We start from the raw sequence: 16164 nt of genomic DNA on the forward strand, positions 1-16164 counted from the left end.
AACCCGGAAACCAGCGGTTGCTGCGCTATGGAGGGACAGAAACATGACCAGATTGCTCATCATCGGTCCGCCCGGCTCCGGCAAGGGTACGCAGGCGGAGCACCTGGCCCGGCACTTCGGCATCCCCGGCGTGTCCACGGGTGAAATTTTCCGGAGCAATGTCAGCCGGCAGACGGAACTGGGCAATGAAGCCGCAAAGTACCTCGACGACGGCGATTTCGTACCGGACCGCCTCACCAATGCCCTGGTCCAGGACCGGCTCCTGGCCGCCGACGTCCAGGCCGGTTTTCTTCTCGACGGTTACCCGCGGACCGCGCCCCAGGTGGTGGAACTGGACAACATGCTCGCCTCGAAGGGCCACGGGATCGATGCAGTCATAGAGCTCCGGGTCCCCGATTCCGAGCTGGAACAGCGGATGCTGCGGCGTGCCCAGGACGAGGGCCGCAGGGACGATACGGTTGACGTGTTCCGGCGCCGCCTGGATCTCTATCACCGTGAGACGCACGAAGTCGTGTCCGTCTACGCAGGGCGGGGCTTGCTGGTGCCGGTGAACGGCAGCGGCGACCCCGGCGGCATCACCAAAATGGCGATCGCCGCCGTCGAACGCTTCATTGATGAAAAAGGAGAACGCGCATGAGGGTGGCAGTAACCGGAGGCAGCGGAAAGCTGGGGCGGCACGTGGTGCGCAGACTCACCGGCGACGGGCACCAGGTGCTCAACCTGGACCGCGCGGGGGAGCGGAATCCCGGGTTGGTGGTGGTGGACCTCCGCAACTACGGCCAGGTTGTGGATGTCCTGCTCGGCCTGGACGACCGGCACGGCGGGTTTGACGCAGTGGTCCACCTCGGTGCCGTTCCCGCGCCCGGCATCATCCCGGACGCCGCCACATTCGAGAACAACATGCTCGCCACCTACAACGTGTTCCAGGCGGCCCGGCGGGCCGGAATCAAGAAGGTGGTGTATGCCTCAAGCGAGACGGTGCTGGGACTGCCGTTCGACGTCGACCCGCCCTACATTCCCGTTGACGAGGAGTACCCCGCCCGGCCGGAGAGCACCTACTCGCTGGTGAAGCACCTCGAGGAGCAGATGGCAGTGGAGCTGACGCGGTGGGACCCGGAGCTGAGCATCTCCGGCCTCAGGTTCTCCAACGTCATGGACGTTGAGGACTACGACAGCTTTCCCGCCTTCGACGCCGACGCCACGCTGCGGAAATGGAACCTCTGGAGCTACATCGACGGCCGCGACGGCGCCCAGGCCGTAGTCTGCGCGCTCGAAAACGCCAAGCCGGGCTTCGAGGCGTACATCATCGCCAACGCGGACACCGTGATGAGCCGGTCCAGTGCGGAACTGGCGGCGGAGGTGTTCCCCGCCGTCAAGGTCACCAAGGACCTTGGCGAGCACGAGACCATGCTGTCCATTGACAAGGCCAGGCGCCTGCTCGGTTTTGAGCCCGAATTCTCCTGGCGGAACCACCAGCCGAGCATCCCCGCGGGAGCCTCAATCTGACCGCTGGCGTCCAGCCGCAGGAATCGCAAAGGGTTGGCGCAGGATCCTGCAAGACCCCGTTCCAGCGCGGAAACGGGTCCTAATCTTGAGGTAGGGCGGATGGTTTACCTGCCCGCGCAGAGCGCAACGCCGAAGCAAGGACCCCAAAATTCGCACTCCATCCTTTCTGCTGCCCGCCGCAGCAGTGCTGGTTTCCGCAGTCGCCCTTTCCGCAGCCGCCGTGCCGGCATCAGCCGCTCCGACGGCCGATCCCGGAACGACGGGCCGCTACATCGTCCGGTACGCAGCCAATGCCGATGTTGCCTCAGAGGCAGCCGGCATGCGGGGGCAGGGACTGGCCGTGGGCCGTACCTTTACCCGCGCCTTCCGCGGCGCAGTGGTAAACGCCAACCCGGCACAGGCGGCTGCGCTGGCCCGCTCCGGCCGCGTGGTTTCCGTGGAAGTGGATGCACCCGTCAATCTTTCCGCATCCCAGCAGCCCGCACCCTGGGGCCTGGACCGGGTGGACCAGCGGTCCTTGCCCTTGTCCGGGTCCTACTCGTGGACGGCGTCCGGAGCAGGTGTGAGCGCGTACGTGGTGGACACCGGTGTCCTTGCCTCGCATGCAGATTTCGGCGGCCGGGTGGCAGCCGGCTGGTCCGCCGTGGCCGACGGCCTGGGTTCGAGCGACTGCAACGGCCATGGCACCCACGTGGCCGGCTCGGTGGCCGGTTCCAGCTACGGTGTGGCCAAGGGCGCCACCGTGGTGCCGGTGCGTGTGCTCGACTGCAACGGCTCCGGCTACAACTCGGACGTGGTTGCGGGACTGGACTGGATCGCCGCCCACCACACAGCCGGGACGCCTGCAGTGGCCAACCTCAGCCTCGGCGGCGCCGCCAGCTCCGCTGTTGACGCGGCCATCCAGGCTGTTATGGACGACGGCGTTACCGCGGTGGTTGCAGCCGGCAACTCCGCCGTGGATGCCTGCAGCAATTCCCCCGCCCGCGTCCCCGGAGCAGTAACGGTGGCTGCCAGCGACTCCGCTGACCGGCAGGCATCCTTCTCCAACTTCGGCTCCTGCGTGGACCTCTACGCGCCCGGCGTCGGTATCACCTCGGCCCACCACACCTCTGCCACCGCCACGGTATCCATGTCCGGAACCTCGATGGCCGCTCCCCACACGGCCGGGGCAGCCGCAGTGCTGCTCTCCCAGAACCCCGCACTCTCACCGGCCCAGGTGGCAGGCGCACTCGTATCCAACGCCACGGCCGGCGTGGTTACCGGTGCCACGAGCGGCACCCCCAACCGGCTGCTGTTTGCCGGCGCTGTTGCTCCGGCTCCCGCTCCGGCTCCGGCTCCGGCTCCGGCTCCCACCGTAACCGCCGCTACCCCGGGAGCAAACGCAACGGCCGTGGCAACGGGAACAAATGTCACTGCCACTTTCAGTGCCGCCGTCCAGGGCGTCACCACGGGGACGTTTGCGCTCAAGAATGCGGCGGGCAGCACCATCCCTGCCGCCGTCACCTACAACGCCACCACCCGTACTGCCACCCTGAACCCGGCCGCCGGCCTGGCAACCGACACCCGCTATACGGCCACGCTGGTGGGCGGCGCCTCAGCCATCCGTGACAGCGCAGGAACCCCGCTGGCATCCACCAGCTGGACCTTCCTGACCGGCCCGGCACCCGTTGTTACGGGCACAACGCCCACCAGCAACAAGCTGCTGGTGCGCCGGAATAACAACATCAGCGTGGGCTTCAGCGAAGCGGTCCAGGGCGTCAACGGAACCACCTTCACGGTGAAGAATGCCGCTACCGGCGCGGTGGTGCCGGCCGCCGTTTACCGGAACAGCACCACCAACCAATGGATCCTGAACCCCCAGCAGGCCCTTGCGCCGAAGACCAAGTACACCGTGACGGTGACCGGCGGCAGCGGCGGGGTGAGCGACCTTGCCGGGAACCCGTTCGCCGGCAGGAGCTGGCAGTTCACCACCGGTTCCTTCTAGGCCAGAGCAGCAGGAACTGGGCCATCGCAGCAGGAACTACGCCATTTCCAGCAGGAACTCGGTGCGCCCATGCACGGCGCCGTTGATCTGAAGCTCCAGCGCATGCAGTCCCGGATGGTGCACCCTGGTGGTCATCTGCCTGAACGCGTGGCGCTTGGACACGCTCCTGCTCTCGCCGGGCGCAAGGGTCAGGGTTGAGATTTTGAAGACCTTCGCGGACTGGCTGCCATTGGCCTTGCGGTAGTGGACCAGGTAATCCACCACAAGACGCACGTCCTCGGTGCCGGTATTGGAAATCTCAAAGGCAAAGGTCAACTCACCTGGCACCGAGAGGATTTCCTGGTCGAGGCGCGGCCCGGTCACAGCCACCGACGCCGGCGTGAAGCCCAGCAGCGCCAGCGCGCCGGGATGCCCCTTCTTGACCAGCGTGCGGAGCCCTTGGCGGACCACCCATCCGGTGTTGCCGTCCGGTGCGGAGAGCCACTGACCAGCTGTGGCCACAACAGCACCGGGTGCATGCCGGGCGAGATCGTTGAGGTGGTTGGCCACGGAACGCCGGACGTATTCGGACGGGTCGCGGTAGAGGACAGTGAGGATGGGCAGGGTGGCTTCGGGCCGCTGGACGAGGGCCGGGACTCGCACGGCCCACGGCAGGTAGGGACGCGTGCCTTCGCTCGCGAGGCGGCGGACGTGCTCATCCGGGTGGACCGTCCAGCCGAGGATTGCTGCCAAGGCCCGGTCCGGGTCCCTGGCAAGGAGGCGGCGGACGGCGAATTCCCCGGTAAGCCTTGGCGTCAATTCAGCGAGCAGGGCCAGGCAGTCGTCGAAGTCCTCCGTTGCACCGGACGCGAGGGCGAGGGTGACGGCCGCCTCCGAAACCGGCCAGAGGACCCAGCCGGTGAATTCCGGGACTGACAGCGCCGCCCGGAAGCTGACGGACGCGGTCGTATATCCCGGGACCGGACTCGTGCTGATGTCAGCCACAAGGGCTTCGGCCACGAGATCGGTCCGCGCGCGTAAGTTCAGGTCACCAAGCAGGGATGCAGCGGCAGCCGTTTGCGCCCACTGCACTGCCGGTGCGCTTTCCGCCAGGATGCGGGTGAGCGCTTCAATGCTCGGCGGATCGATCAGCTCGTTCATAACGCCCATGCAGTCAGGCTACCGCCGGGGTACGACGATTCCGCCGGCCCACCAGCACCCTGGCGGAAAGGGCCGTTCCTGGCTACTGATCACAGCGGGCAAGCGGGATAATCTTCACCCTAAGCATTTCTTCACCACCTAGGGATGGGCATGGCAGGACAGCAGGGGTCTATGGGTTCCGGAGTCACCGGGAAAGGTGCCGGCAAATGGCGGGTATTCCATGACAAGTTCGTGGTGGAGGAGCGCTATCTGGAGCCGGGCGACCGGCGCGGCCTGTACTGGTCGGCCATCATCCTTGCGTTGCTGGGGGTGGCGCTCTTCCTCGCGACCCTGATCAGCGTGGTGCAGGCCGATGGCCTGTCTGCCGCCGACGGCCCTGCCCGGGATTGGCTGCTCGGGCTGAGATCCGAAACCCTTACGGTGGTCATGATCTTCCTGGCCGTGGTCTTCGGTCCCATTGCCCTCCCCATCATTGTCCTGGTGGTGGTTGTGGCGTGGGGATTTGCTGCGAAGCATGCCTGGCGTCCAATACTCCTGGCGTCCGCGATGCTCACCGGGGTCATCATTTCGCAGATCATCCTCCAGATTGTGCGGCGGTCGCGTCCCCCCGTGGACCAGATGCTCTTCGGCATTGACCACACCTTTTCGTTCCCGTCCGGACATGTCCTGGGAGCATGCGACTTCCTGCTGGTGGGTGCCTTCCTGATCTACTCCCGGCGCAGCAACCGGCACGCTGCCGTGTTCGGGTTCATTGGAGCGGGCATCGGCATTGTGCTGGCAGCACTAAGCCGGCTGTACCTGGGCTACCACTGGCTCAGCGATGCGCTGGCGTCGCTTTCGTTGTCCCTGATTATCCTGGGCGGAGTTATCGCCCTGGACACGTGGCGGACGGCGAGGGTTCCGGGCGAGCGGATCACCGGCGAATTGTCGAAGGCGGACGCGCCGGGCGACTGAACCGGGCGACTGAACCGGGCGACTGAACCGGGCGGTCAGCCGCAGGCAGCGCGCCTGGACACGGTCCCGTTGGCTGTTCCCTCCCAGCCGCTGATCGCTCAGGCGGGCGGCCGGGACCGGGCCCGCTTGAGGGCAAGATGGAGCTTGACGTTGGCTTCCTCGAGTTCCAGCACCTTGGCTACGCCGGCGAGGTTCAGGCCCTGTTCCAGGAGTTCCCCGATGCGAAGCAGTACCGCGATGTCCGCGTCACTGTACTGCCGGGTGCCGCCGGAAGTACGCGACGGCGTCAGCAGGCCCCGCGTCTCATAGAGGCGGATGTTCTGCTGGCCTGTGCCCGCCAGCTTCGCCGCCACAGAGATGGCGTAAAGTGCGCGACCCTTTGCGGGCACTGGCGCCCGTCCTGCTTCCCGCTCTGCCATCAGTTCTCCAAAAAACTTCGATGAGTCTTGCTTCAGTGTTTCACAGGTGCTATAAAAAATCTATGTTCACTACCATAGATCCTGGGGTGGATACAGTACCGATCCAACATCTAACAAGTTGAAGGAGTGGGAAATGATGTTGATGCGCACGGACCCGTTCCGTGAGCTGGACCGGCTCACGCAGCAGGTCTTTGGAACTGCCGCCCGTCCGGCCGCCATGCCTATGGATGCCTGGCAGGAAGACGGGGAGTTTGTGGTGGCCTTCGATCTTCCGGGCGTCAAGCTCGATTCACTGGATCTGAACGTTGAGCGCAACGTGCTTACGGTCCGGGCGGAACGCCAGGATCCCACCCAGCCCAATGTGGAGCTGGTGGCCTCCGAGCGTCCGCGCGGCGTCTTCAGCCGCCAGTTGATCCTGGGCGACACCCTGAAGACGGACAACATCAAGGCCAGCTACGACCAAGGTGTCCTGACGCTGCGAATCGCGGTGGCGGAACAGGCCAAGCCGCGCAAGATCGAAATCGAGACGCAGCAGAGCCAGCTGCACCAAATCGGAACCTAGGCCGGCAGTGGCGGGCGCAGGGCAACCCGGGTTGTCCTGCGCCGCCCGCATCCGGCACTGCCCGTCCGCCGGGCCAGCCCTGTGGAGCCGGAACTGACATGAGCAATACCCCGGATTACTATGCCACCCTGCACGTCCCGCGTGATGCTTCCCAGCAGCAGATCTCGCGCGCCTACCGGGCCCTGATGCGCAGCCACCATCCGGACTTGGAAGGTGGCAGGGATGCGGCCGGCGGGCCGAGGGGCTTGCAGAACGGAGTGGACAATACCGGCGCAGTTGGAGGTATGCAGCAGCGGGAGGCCGAGCTGCTGCGAATCATGCAGGCCTTTGCCGTCCTGCGCGATCCAGTCCGGCGGGAGGCCTATGACCGGGAAGAGCAGGCAGAACCGGCAACCGGCGCAGCACCGGCGAGCCGGAGCGGGACGGACATCCCGGTCCGGAAGGTCCGGCACCAGCCGGCTTCTTCCGGAAACACCATCCGAATCACCCCCGTGCGTTGGGAAAGCGGACCGTGGGCCTGATAGCCGATTGGCCTGCCGGACCGCATACCGGGACCCTGCAGGCCCGGGGGATCGACCCCGGCCACCACTTCGAGAGGCGGGAAACTGTATGAGCGATTGGCGCCGCTACGATTCACACCTGATGCCGGTGTTCCATGAGCGTTTCGAACAGCGGTGGGGCAAGGGCACCGCGCCGTTCCTGGATCCGGAAGCCCATGAGGAGCCCCTTCCCCGAGCCCAATGGATCAACCCCACCACCGGCGCGGCGCTGGCTGTGGTCCCGGTGTGGACGAACGACGAAAGGCAGCAGCGGTCTTTCGGGGTGTTCTATCTTCCGCCGTCAGGGGACATCTGGGTCCTGCGGCCGGGATACACAGGGTACCTGGAACCGGCCGACGGCGACACGGAGCACCTGGTCACGCTCCGGAACGATGCCTTCCGCAAGGCTGTGGCTCACGCCAAGGAATTCCTGTTCGGCGACCAGTGAGCTTGAACCTCTGCGCCGCGGCCGCCAGTTAACCCGGGAGGCCGGGCGCCCGAACGGCAACGGTTGCCGTCAGACGGTTTCCACGGCTCCGCTGCCCAGCAGGCTCCGGGTCAGGGATTCAGCGTCACCCAGCAGCTCTTCCGCAGCCGCTGCGAGGTGGGAGTCGGACACCGGCACGTCCTCGAGGGCCGCGGCCACAACGGCACGGCGTACCAGTTCGCGGGCAAACGACGCTGTGGTCCCGTCCGTACGTTCGGCGGCGGCAGCCACGGCGTCGGGACTGAAACTGGCCTGCCGGCCGTAAAGCCGAATGAGCTCTATCCGCTCGTTGAGAGCGGGCAACGGGATCTCCACGGCGAGGTCCACCCGGCCGGGCCGCTGCGCCAGCGCACGCTCCAGCATGTCCGGCCGGTTGGTGGTGAGGACAAAGGCGACGTCGGCGTCGTTGTCCAGGCCGTCCATGGCATCCAGGACTTCAAAGAGCAGCGGTTGCGGCCCGTGGCCGAAACTCCGGTCCTCCGCGATGAGGTCGCAGTCCTCCAGCACCACCATCGAGGGCTGCAACGCACGTGCCATCCGCGCCGCCTCCGAGATCCGGGCAAGGGAACCGCCGCTGAGGAGGATTGCAGTGGTGCCCTCGCTCTGCCCGAGCAGATACCGAACGGTGTGCGTCTTGCCGGTCCCGGGCGGGCCGTACAGCAGGACGCCCCGCTTGAGGTGCTGGCCGTGCCGCTTCAGGGACTCCCGGTGCGCGGCGATGCCAACCGCGTGGCCCGCCACCTTCTGTAGGAGGCCCGTTGGAAGGATAACTTCCTGCCCCGGCAGGTGCGGCCGGTGGTGGAAGGTAACCCCGCCGCTGCTCGGTCCGAATTCACCCATGGTCAGGGAAATAACCTGCCCTTTCAGCACACTGTGGCTGTCCATCCGCCGCCGGTACTCAGCCAGGAAGGCCGTGCCCGTTTCGGTGTTTTCCGGCGCCACTTCAAGGGAGGCCGTCTCCCGGCCGGCGCGCGGATCCGCGGCGCGCTGCAGAACAGCCAGCCGGCCGCCGTCGTACGTCATAAGCCGCAGGCCGAAACCCACCGCCTGGCGCTGGGTATCCGGCCCCACGGCCAGGTTGACGTAGTCCGGCTGGGCGAGCGGGAACTGCGGGAAGGCCTGTGACTGCTGAAGCATGTCGCTCAAGGACTGGTGGTGCCGCTGGCCGCCGCCGCCGATCCCCACCAGCCGGCTTTCCGGATCCAGTGCGGCGAGCCCGGCCATCACAATGTCTGCGTCCACGAACCTGTGCGGCGGGATTTGTTCCTCCACCACGGCGAGGTCTTCGGCAGCCAGCCCCAGGTGCCCGGTCAGCGTATCCAGCAGCTGCACCCCTGCCTGGCGCCGATGGCTGCGGGCCTGTGCCAGCTGCACCAAATCAGCAAAATTGTCGATGAACTTCCCCAGTTTTTCATCCATTCCCAGACCCTAGCAGCACGCGCACCAGCAGCCCGGGAATCGTGCGAGGATATGGTCCTGACCTCGCGTGGGTTCAAAAAACTTTCGTGGGTACCGTTCTGTCCGTAGTAAGGATTTGTTCAATGCATATTTCCGCCAGGGACCTCGCCGCACTCATCCCGCCGGGGTTCACCCTTGGAGTGGCAACCGCAGCCTTCCAGATCGAAGGCGCACTGGATGAGGACGGCCGCGGACCTGCCGGCTGGGATGTGTTTTCGGCCAAGCCGGGCAACATCGTCGAGGACCACAGCCCCGTGGTGGCCTGCGACCACTATCACCGCATGCCGCAGGATGTTGCCCTCATGAAGCAGCTGGGCGTGGACTCGTACCGGTTCTCGTTCGCCTGGCCCCGCATCCAGCCCACCGGCAGCGGCCCTGCGAACAAGGCCGGCCTGGCCTTTTACGACCGGCTCCTGGACGAACTCCTCGCCAACGGCATCTCGCCCATGGCCACGATCTACCACTGGGACACACCCCTGGCCCTGGATGAGGCGGGCGGCTGGATGAACCGTGACACCGCCTACCGGCTGGGGGAGTACGCCGGCATCCTTGCCGAGGCCTTCGGTGACAGGGTGGCGCGGTGGGTGACCATCAACGAGCCCGCCACCGTGAGCACCAATGGCTATTCGCTGGGCCTGCACTCGCCGGGGGAGGAGCTCGTCCTGAATGCCTTCCCCACCGTCCACCACCAGCTGCTGGGCCACGGCCTTGCCGTGCAGGCCCTGCGGGCGGCGAAAGTCCCCGGCGAGATCGGCATGACAAACGTCTACTCACCCATGGTCCCGAACTCCATCAACCCGCTGGACTACATCAGTGCGGGCATGATGGACCTGGCCCAGAACCGGCTCTACGCGGACCCCGTGCTGACCGGCAAATATCCGGACCTGATCCGCGCGGCCAAGTTCTTCAGCTCCTTCGAGCACCCGCCTGAGGACATGGAACTCATTTCCCAGCCCCTCGATTTCTACGGGCTGAACTACTACATGCCCACCAAGGTGGCTGTCGGGCCGGGCGCCGGCGCGGTGCCCGCGAGCATGGCCGAGGCGATGGGCAGCGACCTCAGCGCGGCGGGCAGCGGCGGAACCCCCTTCCACGTGGAAACCTGGCCGGAAGCGGACATCACCGCCTACGGCTGGCCGGTCAAGCCCGAGTACATGGCGGTGGCCCTGAAGGAAATGGCCGAGCGCTACCCCAACCTGCCGCCGGTCATCCTCACCGAGGGCGGGGCCAGTTTCGAGGACATCATCGTCCGGGACAAATCCACCAACGCGCGGTTCATCCCTGACGAGCGCCGCCTGAAGTACCTCTCGGACCACCTTGAGGCAGCGTTGCGGGCCACCGCCCCGGGCGGTGACGCCGAGTCCATCGACCTGCGCGGCTACTACGTATGGTCCCTCATGGACAACTTTGAGTGGTCCGCCGGCTACAACCAGCCCTTCGGATTGCTTCACGTGGACCGGGACACCCTGGAGCGGACACCCAAGGCCTCCTACTACTGGTACCAGGAACTCATCGAGGAGCGCGACCTCGCCATCGCCGCTGATGTTGCCATCGCACAGGCAGCGGCCTCCGAGGATCTTGATACTGAGGTTCTCGATACGGAAGCGCCCGACGACGGCGTGGCGCCGCTGGGTGCCAGCGCCTAGGTAGTTGGGCTGGCCAAGCCTGGGGCGGCGGGAGGCGCGGCTGTCAGCACGCGCGCGTCCCGTGCCCGGGCTTTAGAGCACGTCCAGCGTGGTGAGCTGCTTCGCCATGCCGGCGCCGTCCGGGGAGTAGATCCACGGCACCTGGGACGCGGTGTGGTCGCCGTCCTCCGAGTGTCCGCCGGCGAACACTGACTCGCTGACGGACAGTTGCCGGATGGCGATGGCGGCGACCCTGTTCGGGTTTTCCTGCGCAAACTCTGAGTAGATCGCTTCGTCGTGCTGGCCGTTGTCGCCGATCAGGAGCCAGCGCATGTCCGGGAACTCGCTGGCCAGGCGCGCCAGGTTCCGGAGCTTGTGGTCCTGGCCGCTGCGGAACCAGCGGTCCTGCGTCAGGCCCCAGTCCGTAAGGAGAAGGGCGCCGGACGGATACATGTTGCGGGTCAGGAACCTGGCCAGCGTGGGGGCCGCATTCCAGGGCCCCGTGGACAGGTAGATCACCGGCGCGTCGGGGTGCTCGATGGTGAGCCGGTCAAGCAGCACGGCCATGCCGGGGGTGGCCATGCGGGCCCGCTCGCTCAGGACGAACGTGTTCCAGAGCGCCAGGAACGGCCGGGGCAGGGCCGTCACCATCACCGTGTCATCGATGTCCGAGACGATCCCGAACTTCACGTCCGGTGCGATGACACGGATTCTGGCCTCCACAGGTTCTGTTCCTTCGGCCCGGAGGACGGCCGTGTGCCAGCCCGGTGAAAGCTGGACTTTCACCTCCGTGTCAATCAGCCCGCCCCGGTCCGCCCGGACGTGGGTGACAACATCGCCGATGGTGATCTCGACGTCGGTGAACTGCAGCGGCACGCTGGTGAAGGCGCGCCAGCCGCGGAGGTTCTGGTTGCCATTCTGCGCGGCGTGCTCTGCTTTGCTCCCCGGCAGCGGCTTCTGCGTGAGCAGGACCCGCCCCAGGACCCGAACCTGGCTGGTGGAGCCGTAGCCCTGGTAGGCGATGGTCTGGGGAATAAACTTCCAGCGCTTGGCCAGCCGGATCCGCACAGTGTTAACGCCATCCGAGATCCGGTGTGCCAGCCGGAACACCTGGTTTCCCGAGAGCGCGTCCGGGAGCAGAGTGTGCGCTGTTTTCTCTGACGAATTGTTCGGAGCCGTGTCCATGGCTCCACTCTGCCACAGGGCCGCGCCGGCGGAAGAGAACTTCGGCCCCTGCGGGCGGTGTGTGACGTCAACCCTCTCCCAGGATCCCGCGCAGGGTCTCGGCGTTCCGCACGGCGTGACCCTCGCCGTCGTTATTGAAATAGGCGTAAACGTCAAGGCCATCTGCGGACCACTCCCGGATCCGGTCCGCCCACCACTGCAGGTCCGCATCTGAGTAGGAACCGGCGTACAGGTGCTGGTGGTCCGGCCCATGCAGCCGGACATAGGTGAAGGGCGCGGTGGTGCGCAGGATACAGGGAAGATTCGCCCCGCTCATAATGCAGTAGGCAGCCCGGTGGCGTTCCAGCAGGGCGAAGACCTCGGGGCAGTCCCAGCTGGGGTGCCGGAACTCCACGGTCACCCGGATCCAATCCGGAACTGCGGCGAGGAAATAGTCCAGCCTGGCATCATCGCGTTCCATGCCGGGCGGCAGCTGGACCAGGAGGACGGCCCGCTTATCACCAAGTTCATGCCAGCAGCGCGTAATGCGCTCCAGCCACACCTCGGGTTCATAGAGCTTCCTGGCGTGGGTCAGGCCGCGGGGAGCCTTAACAGACATGTTGAAGCCGGGCGGCAACCGCTTGTTCCAGCCGGCAAAAGTTGTGTCCCGGGGCCAGCGGTAGAAGCTGGCATTGAGTTCAACGGTATGGAAACGGGCCACATAATGCTGGAGCCGGTCCTTAACCGGCAGCTTGGGCGGATAGAGCACGTTCTCCCAGTGGTTGTAGCTCCATCCGGAGGTGCCGATGTGGATTGCCATGAATGCCTCCGGTGACTGCTGCCGATGTTTTGAGGCTACACCCCGCCGCCCGGCCCACTCGGGGGCCGGCTGTGGCAGGGTAAGGGCATGGCGCGAATTGAAGACTATGCAGTTGTCGGTGACCTCCATACAGGAGCGCTGGTCAACAAAGAGGGCTCCATCGACTGGCTCTGCCTTCCCCGGTTCGATTCCCCCGCGTGCTTCAACGCATTGCTGGATACTCCCGACGCGGGGCGCTGGCTCCTCGCGCCGGCGAGCGGCGGCGCCTGTACGCGCCGGGGCTACCGGGACGGCACCCTTATCCTGGAAACGGAGTGGGAAACACCCGACGGAACAGTCCGCGTCATCGACTTTATGCCGCCCCGGGATTCGGTGGCGGACATCGTCCGGATCGTCGAAGGCGTCAGCGGAAGCGTAAAGATGCATGGCGAATTGACCCTTCGCTTCGACTACGGCCATATCATCCCCTGGGTGCGCCGGGACGAATACGGCATGCACGCCATCGCCGGCCCTGACGCCGTCTACTTCGTCACCCCGGCCCCGCTTCACAGCGAGAACATGCACACCGTCAGCGACTTCACCGTCAACGCAGGGGAGCGGGTCCCCTTTGTCCTTACCTGGGCACCCAGCCATGTTGGACGGCCGCACACCGTTGACGCTGAAGAAGTGCTGGGCACCACGTTTGCGTATTGGCGCGGCTGGGCTTCGCAGTGCACCGTGGAGGGCAAGTACAAGGAGGCTGTGGTCCGGTCCCTCGTGACATTGAAGGGCCTGACGTACGCCCCGACCGGCGGCATCGTGGCGGCGGTGACCACCTCACTGCCCGAGCAGCTGGGCGGCCCCCGCAACTGGGACTACCGCTACTGCTGGCTGCGCGATGCAACCATGACGCTCCAGGCACTGCTGGCCGCAGGTTACACCTCCGAAGCTGCGGCCTGGCGGGACTGGTTGTTGCGGGCCGTGGCCGGCGACCCCGCGGACCTGCAGATCATGTACGGAATCCACGGTGAACGCCGCCTGCCCGAGATGGAGCTTCCCTGGCTGAAGGGCTACGAAAACTCATCACCTGTGCGCATCGGCAACGGCGCCGCCGAACAGCTCCAGCTGGACGTGTGGGGGGAAGTCCTGGACTGCCTTGCGCTGACGCGCAACTCCCTGCTCACGCACTCCGACGAGGCGTGGGACGTGCAGGTGGCACTGATGGAGCATCTCGAAACCATCTGGGACCAGCCAGATAACGGACTGTGGGAAATGCGTGGTCCCCGCCGCCACTTCACCCACTCGAAGGTCATGGCCTGGGTTGCCGCGGACCGGATGGTGAAGGGCGTCCGTGAATCAGGACTGCCCGGGCCGGTGGAGCGCTGGGAGACACTCCGGGACACCATCCACCGGGACGTGATGGACAACGGATTCGACGCCCGCCGGAACACCTTCGTGCAGTCCTATGGCCGGCCGGAGCTCGACGCCAGCCTCCTCCTGATCCCGCGTGTGGGGTTCCTGCCGCCGGATGATCCCCGCGTCATCGGAACCATCGAAGCCATCCAGCGGGAGCTGACCGAGGACGGGTTTGTGCTCCGGTACCGCCCGGCCGAGAGCGACGACGGCCTGCCCGGTGATGAGGGCGTGTTCATTGCTTGTTCCTTCTGGCTGGTGGAGGCGCTGCTGGGAGCAGGCCGCCACAACGAATCCCAGGAACTCTTCGAACGCCTCCTTGAATTACGCAACGACGTGGGGCTGCTGAGTGAGGAATGGGGCGTCCGGTCGGGCCGGCAACTGGGCAATACGCCCCAAGCTTTCAGCCACTTCGCACTTGTGACTAGCGCTTTGGAGCTGCATCAGGATACGGTTCGGCGAAGTGACACCCCCATTCCGCCGGAAACGGCGGCAGCGCGCTGAGGCGGCGCGTCCAAGGGTGCGGCTTCTCCTTCGCAGAATAGATAAGTATACTTACTAACACCTCATGGAGTGCTCCCAGTAAGCACAGTGCCGTGACTGATGGAGGAGTGATTGCAAATGGCCGGGTATTTTGAGCTCGTGGATGCGCCTGACGGCGGCTACAGGATCCGGATGATGGACGGAGCCGGGAACCTGATGGCCATCTCGGTAACCTTCCCCACGAAAAGGGCCGCGGTTGCCGGAGTGGCAATGGCGCGGGAGATCGCGGGGACAGGCCTTATCAGGGATAAGAGCCACGACGGCGCAGGGACCGTGATCCGGGAGCGCGTGCGTCCCGTGAGCACAGCCAAGGACGATGCCGCCCGGGCCAGGAAAACTCCCGGGGCCAGGCGGGCAGCGGTCAGCTGATGGCCCCGCCGGACTCCGGGTCCCCCGACGGCGGCCGCCGCCAGGGGATTCTCTTCGATGTTGACGGCACCCTGATCGACTCGTCGTACATCCACACCATCTCCTGGTGGGGCGCTTTCCGCCAGCAGGGTTATGACATACCGATGGCGTCCATCCACTACTACGTGGGCATGGGCGGCGACCGCCTGGTGGACAGCCTCCTGCCGGCGGGCCGGGACCGGTCCCTGGATTCCGAAATTATGGCCAGCCATGGTGCGCTGTACGCCTCCCACTGGCCCGCGCTGCGCACCTTCGACGGCGCCAAGGACCTGCTCGCCCAATGCCATGCCGCGGGGCTCTCGGTTGCCCTCGCCTCGTCGGCCCGCAAGCAGGATCTGCAGGTGATGAAGGCCGTTCTGGACTCAGATGCCTTCCTCGATGCCGCCACCAGTGCCAATGATGCCAAGGAAAGCAAGCCTGCCCCGGACATCCTCGTTGCCGCCCTGGAAGCCATCGGAGTGGAAGCGGCGGATGCGATCTTCGTGGGGGATGCTGTGTGGGACATGAAGGCCGCGGGTGCCTTGGGCATTCCGGCGATCGGTGTCACCTGCGGCGGGGTCCGTGCAAGCGAACTGCGCGAAGCGGGCGCGGTGGAAGTCTACGACGGCCCGCGCGACCTGCTGCAGAACCTGACCTCAAGCGCCATCGGCAGGCTCCTCGCCGGCGCCTGACTCCTCACGCCCACCTACTGATGCCGCGTTCCCTGCCCGGCCGCCCGTCGTCGTACCTTTCAACGCCCGCGTCAGAGCGTCTGGCCGCCGGTGACAGCGTCCTCGCCACCCGCGTTGGCGGGCTTGTCCCAGGAAACCGCCACGCGCACCGAGCCGTCATCGCTCCGGTCAATATCCGTCACAACGGCCGTGGGGCTGGCGCCCATCTCCACGATCCGCTCGCGGTAGCTTTGCACGAGCAGTTCCAGGCTCTCCTCCGTCCACTCCCCGGGCCGCATGCGGGTGGAGATCTCAACCGGTTCGGGCTGGTAGAGCGACATGTTTTTCCTCTTTCACTGGTGCGGGTCTGCGGATGTGCCTCTTCCTACGCTAGAAGCCACAGGGCGCGACGACAAGGAGTTTAGTCAGCCTGCTTACTTTTTATTGCAGGAACCGATAGCGTCGAAGGACTGGCTGTCAGCCCCGACTGCAGCGAAAAACTTCCAGGAAAGG

At 65.9% G+C, this 16164-nt stretch carries 17 protein-coding genes; 11 read left to right on the top strand and 6 right to left on the bottom strand.

Annotated elements, in window-relative coordinates:
- Positions 1-43: 43 nt before the first annotated feature.
- From QFZ70_RS02195 to QFZ70_RS02205, 3 genes are all read left to right on the top strand, one after another.
- The gene (locus QFZ70_RS02195; RefSeq protein WP_307093888.1) at positions 44-637 is read left to right on the top strand and encodes an adenylate kinase; all 594 of its coding nucleotides are present in this window, start codon (positions 44-46) and stop codon (positions 635-637) included.
- Positions 634-1506, top strand: a complete 873-nt coding sequence (locus QFZ70_RS02200; RefSeq protein ID WP_307093889.1) for an NAD(P)-dependent oxidoreductase — start codon at positions 634-636, stop codon at positions 1504-1506. The genes QFZ70_RS02195 and QFZ70_RS02200 overlap by 4 nt, the downstream gene beginning before the upstream one ends.
- A 184-nt stretch (positions 1507-1690) precedes the next feature.
- Complete coding sequence (locus tag QFZ70_RS02205) at positions 1691-3490, top strand: S8 family serine peptidase (protein ID WP_307093890.1); 1800 nt, start codon at positions 1691-1693, stop codon at positions 3488-3490.
- A 36-nt stretch (positions 3491-3526) separates the two neighbouring features.
- Here QFZ70_RS02205 and QFZ70_RS02210 read toward each other — a convergent pair whose 3' ends face one another.
- Positions 3527-4639, bottom strand: a complete 1113-nt coding sequence (locus QFZ70_RS02210; protein ID WP_307093891.1) for a DNA alkylation repair protein — start codon at positions 4637-4639, stop codon at positions 3527-3529.
- A gap of 141 nt (positions 4640-4780) precedes the next feature.
- On the opposite strand from QFZ70_RS02210, the gene QFZ70_RS02215 reads away from it, so the two are divergent.
- Positions 4781-5584 (top strand): phosphatase PAP2 family protein, encoded by an 804-nt coding sequence (locus QFZ70_RS02215; RefSeq protein WP_307093892.1) that lies wholly within the window; start codon positions 4781-4783, stop codon positions 5582-5584.
- Between the two features lie 98 nt (positions 5585-5682).
- Here the strand turns inward: QFZ70_RS02215 and QFZ70_RS02220 are convergent, their stop codons facing one another.
- On the bottom strand, positions 5683-6003 hold the full coding sequence (locus QFZ70_RS02220; protein ID WP_307093893.1) for a MerR family transcriptional regulator: 321 nt from the start codon (positions 6001-6003) through the stop codon (positions 5683-5685).
- 136 nt (positions 6004-6139) lie between these two features.
- Here QFZ70_RS02220 and QFZ70_RS02225 point away from each other — a divergent pair, with 136 nt between their 5' ends.
- The 3 genes from QFZ70_RS02225 (at position 6140) to QFZ70_RS02235 (ending at position 7552) form a co-directional block, all read left to right on the top strand.
- Positions 6140-6565, top strand: a complete 426-nt coding sequence (locus QFZ70_RS02225; RefSeq protein ID WP_307097771.1) for an Hsp20/alpha crystallin family protein — start codon at positions 6140-6142, stop codon at positions 6563-6565.
- A 98-nt stretch (positions 6566-6663) separates the two neighbouring features.
- Positions 6664-7086 carry a J domain-containing protein gene (locus tag QFZ70_RS02230; RefSeq protein ID WP_307093894.1) on the top strand — a complete coding sequence of 141 codons (423 nt, stop codon included), beginning with the start codon at positions 6664-6666 and terminating at the stop codon, positions 7084-7086.
- 88 nt (positions 7087-7174) lie between these two features.
- Positions 7175-7552 carry a hypothetical protein gene (locus tag QFZ70_RS02235; protein WP_307093895.1) on the top strand — a complete coding sequence of 126 codons (378 nt, stop codon included), beginning with the start codon at positions 7175-7177 and terminating at the stop codon, positions 7550-7552.
- A gap of 69 nt (positions 7553-7621) precedes the next feature.
- On the opposite strand, the gene QFZ70_RS02240 is transcribed toward QFZ70_RS02235, so the two are convergent.
- Entirely contained in the window at positions 7622-9010 is a 1389-nt protein-coding gene (locus QFZ70_RS02240; protein WP_307093896.1) for an ATP-binding protein, read from the bottom strand.
- A 122-nt stretch (positions 9011-9132) separates the two neighbouring features.
- On the opposite strand from QFZ70_RS02240, the gene QFZ70_RS02245 reads away from it, so the two are divergent.
- The gene (locus QFZ70_RS02245; RefSeq protein ID WP_307093897.1) at positions 9133-10695 is read left to right on the top strand and encodes a glycoside hydrolase family 1 protein; all 1563 of its coding nucleotides are present in this window, start codon (positions 9133-9135) and stop codon (positions 10693-10695) included.
- Positions 10696-10767: 72 nt separating this feature from the next.
- On the opposite strand, the gene QFZ70_RS02250 is transcribed toward QFZ70_RS02245, so the two are convergent.
- Both QFZ70_RS02250 and QFZ70_RS02255 read right to left on the bottom strand, forming a co-directional pair.
- Positions 10768-11859 (bottom strand): App1 family protein, encoded by a 1092-nt coding sequence (locus tag QFZ70_RS02250; RefSeq protein WP_307093898.1) that lies wholly within the window; start codon positions 11857-11859, stop codon positions 10768-10770.
- 67 nt (positions 11860-11926) lie between these two features.
- Positions 11927-12658, bottom strand: coding sequence for a DUF72 domain-containing protein (locus QFZ70_RS02255; RefSeq protein WP_307093899.1), 732 nt, complete (start codon positions 12656-12658; stop codon positions 11927-11929).
- Positions 12659-12745: 87 nt separating this feature from the next.
- Between QFZ70_RS02255 and QFZ70_RS02260 the strand changes: the two genes are divergently transcribed.
- The 3 genes from QFZ70_RS02260 to QFZ70_RS02270 all read left to right on the top strand — a co-directional run bounded on the left by QFZ70_RS02260 (position 12746) and on the right by QFZ70_RS02270 (position 15672).
- Positions 12746-14554, top strand: a complete 1809-nt coding sequence (locus QFZ70_RS02260) for a glycoside hydrolase family 15 protein (protein ID WP_307093900.1) — start codon at positions 12746-12748, stop codon at positions 14552-14554.
- A 117-nt stretch (positions 14555-14671) separates the two neighbouring features.
- The gene (locus QFZ70_RS02265) at positions 14672-14962 is read left to right on the top strand and encodes a hypothetical protein (RefSeq protein ID WP_307093901.1); all 291 of its coding nucleotides are present in this window, start codon (positions 14672-14674) and stop codon (positions 14960-14962) included.
- Positions 14962-15672 carry an HAD family hydrolase gene (locus QFZ70_RS02270; RefSeq protein ID WP_307093902.1) on the top strand — a complete coding sequence of 237 codons (711 nt, stop codon included), beginning with the start codon at positions 14962-14964 and terminating at the stop codon, positions 15670-15672. Before QFZ70_RS02265 ends, QFZ70_RS02270 begins: the two co-directional genes overlap by 1 nt.
- Before the next feature lie 71 nt (positions 15673-15743).
- On the opposite strand, the gene QFZ70_RS02275 is transcribed toward QFZ70_RS02270, so the two are convergent.
- The gene (locus QFZ70_RS02275; protein ID WP_307093903.1) at positions 15744-15992 is read right to left on the bottom strand and encodes a hypothetical protein; all 249 of its coding nucleotides are present in this window, start codon (positions 15990-15992) and stop codon (positions 15744-15746) included.
- Positions 15993-16164 lie beyond the last annotated feature (172 nt).

The sequence above is a fragment of the Arthrobacter sp. V1I9 genome (assembly GCF_030817075.1).
Lineage (GTDB): Bacteria > Actinomycetota > Actinomycetes > Actinomycetales > Micrococcaceae > Arthrobacter.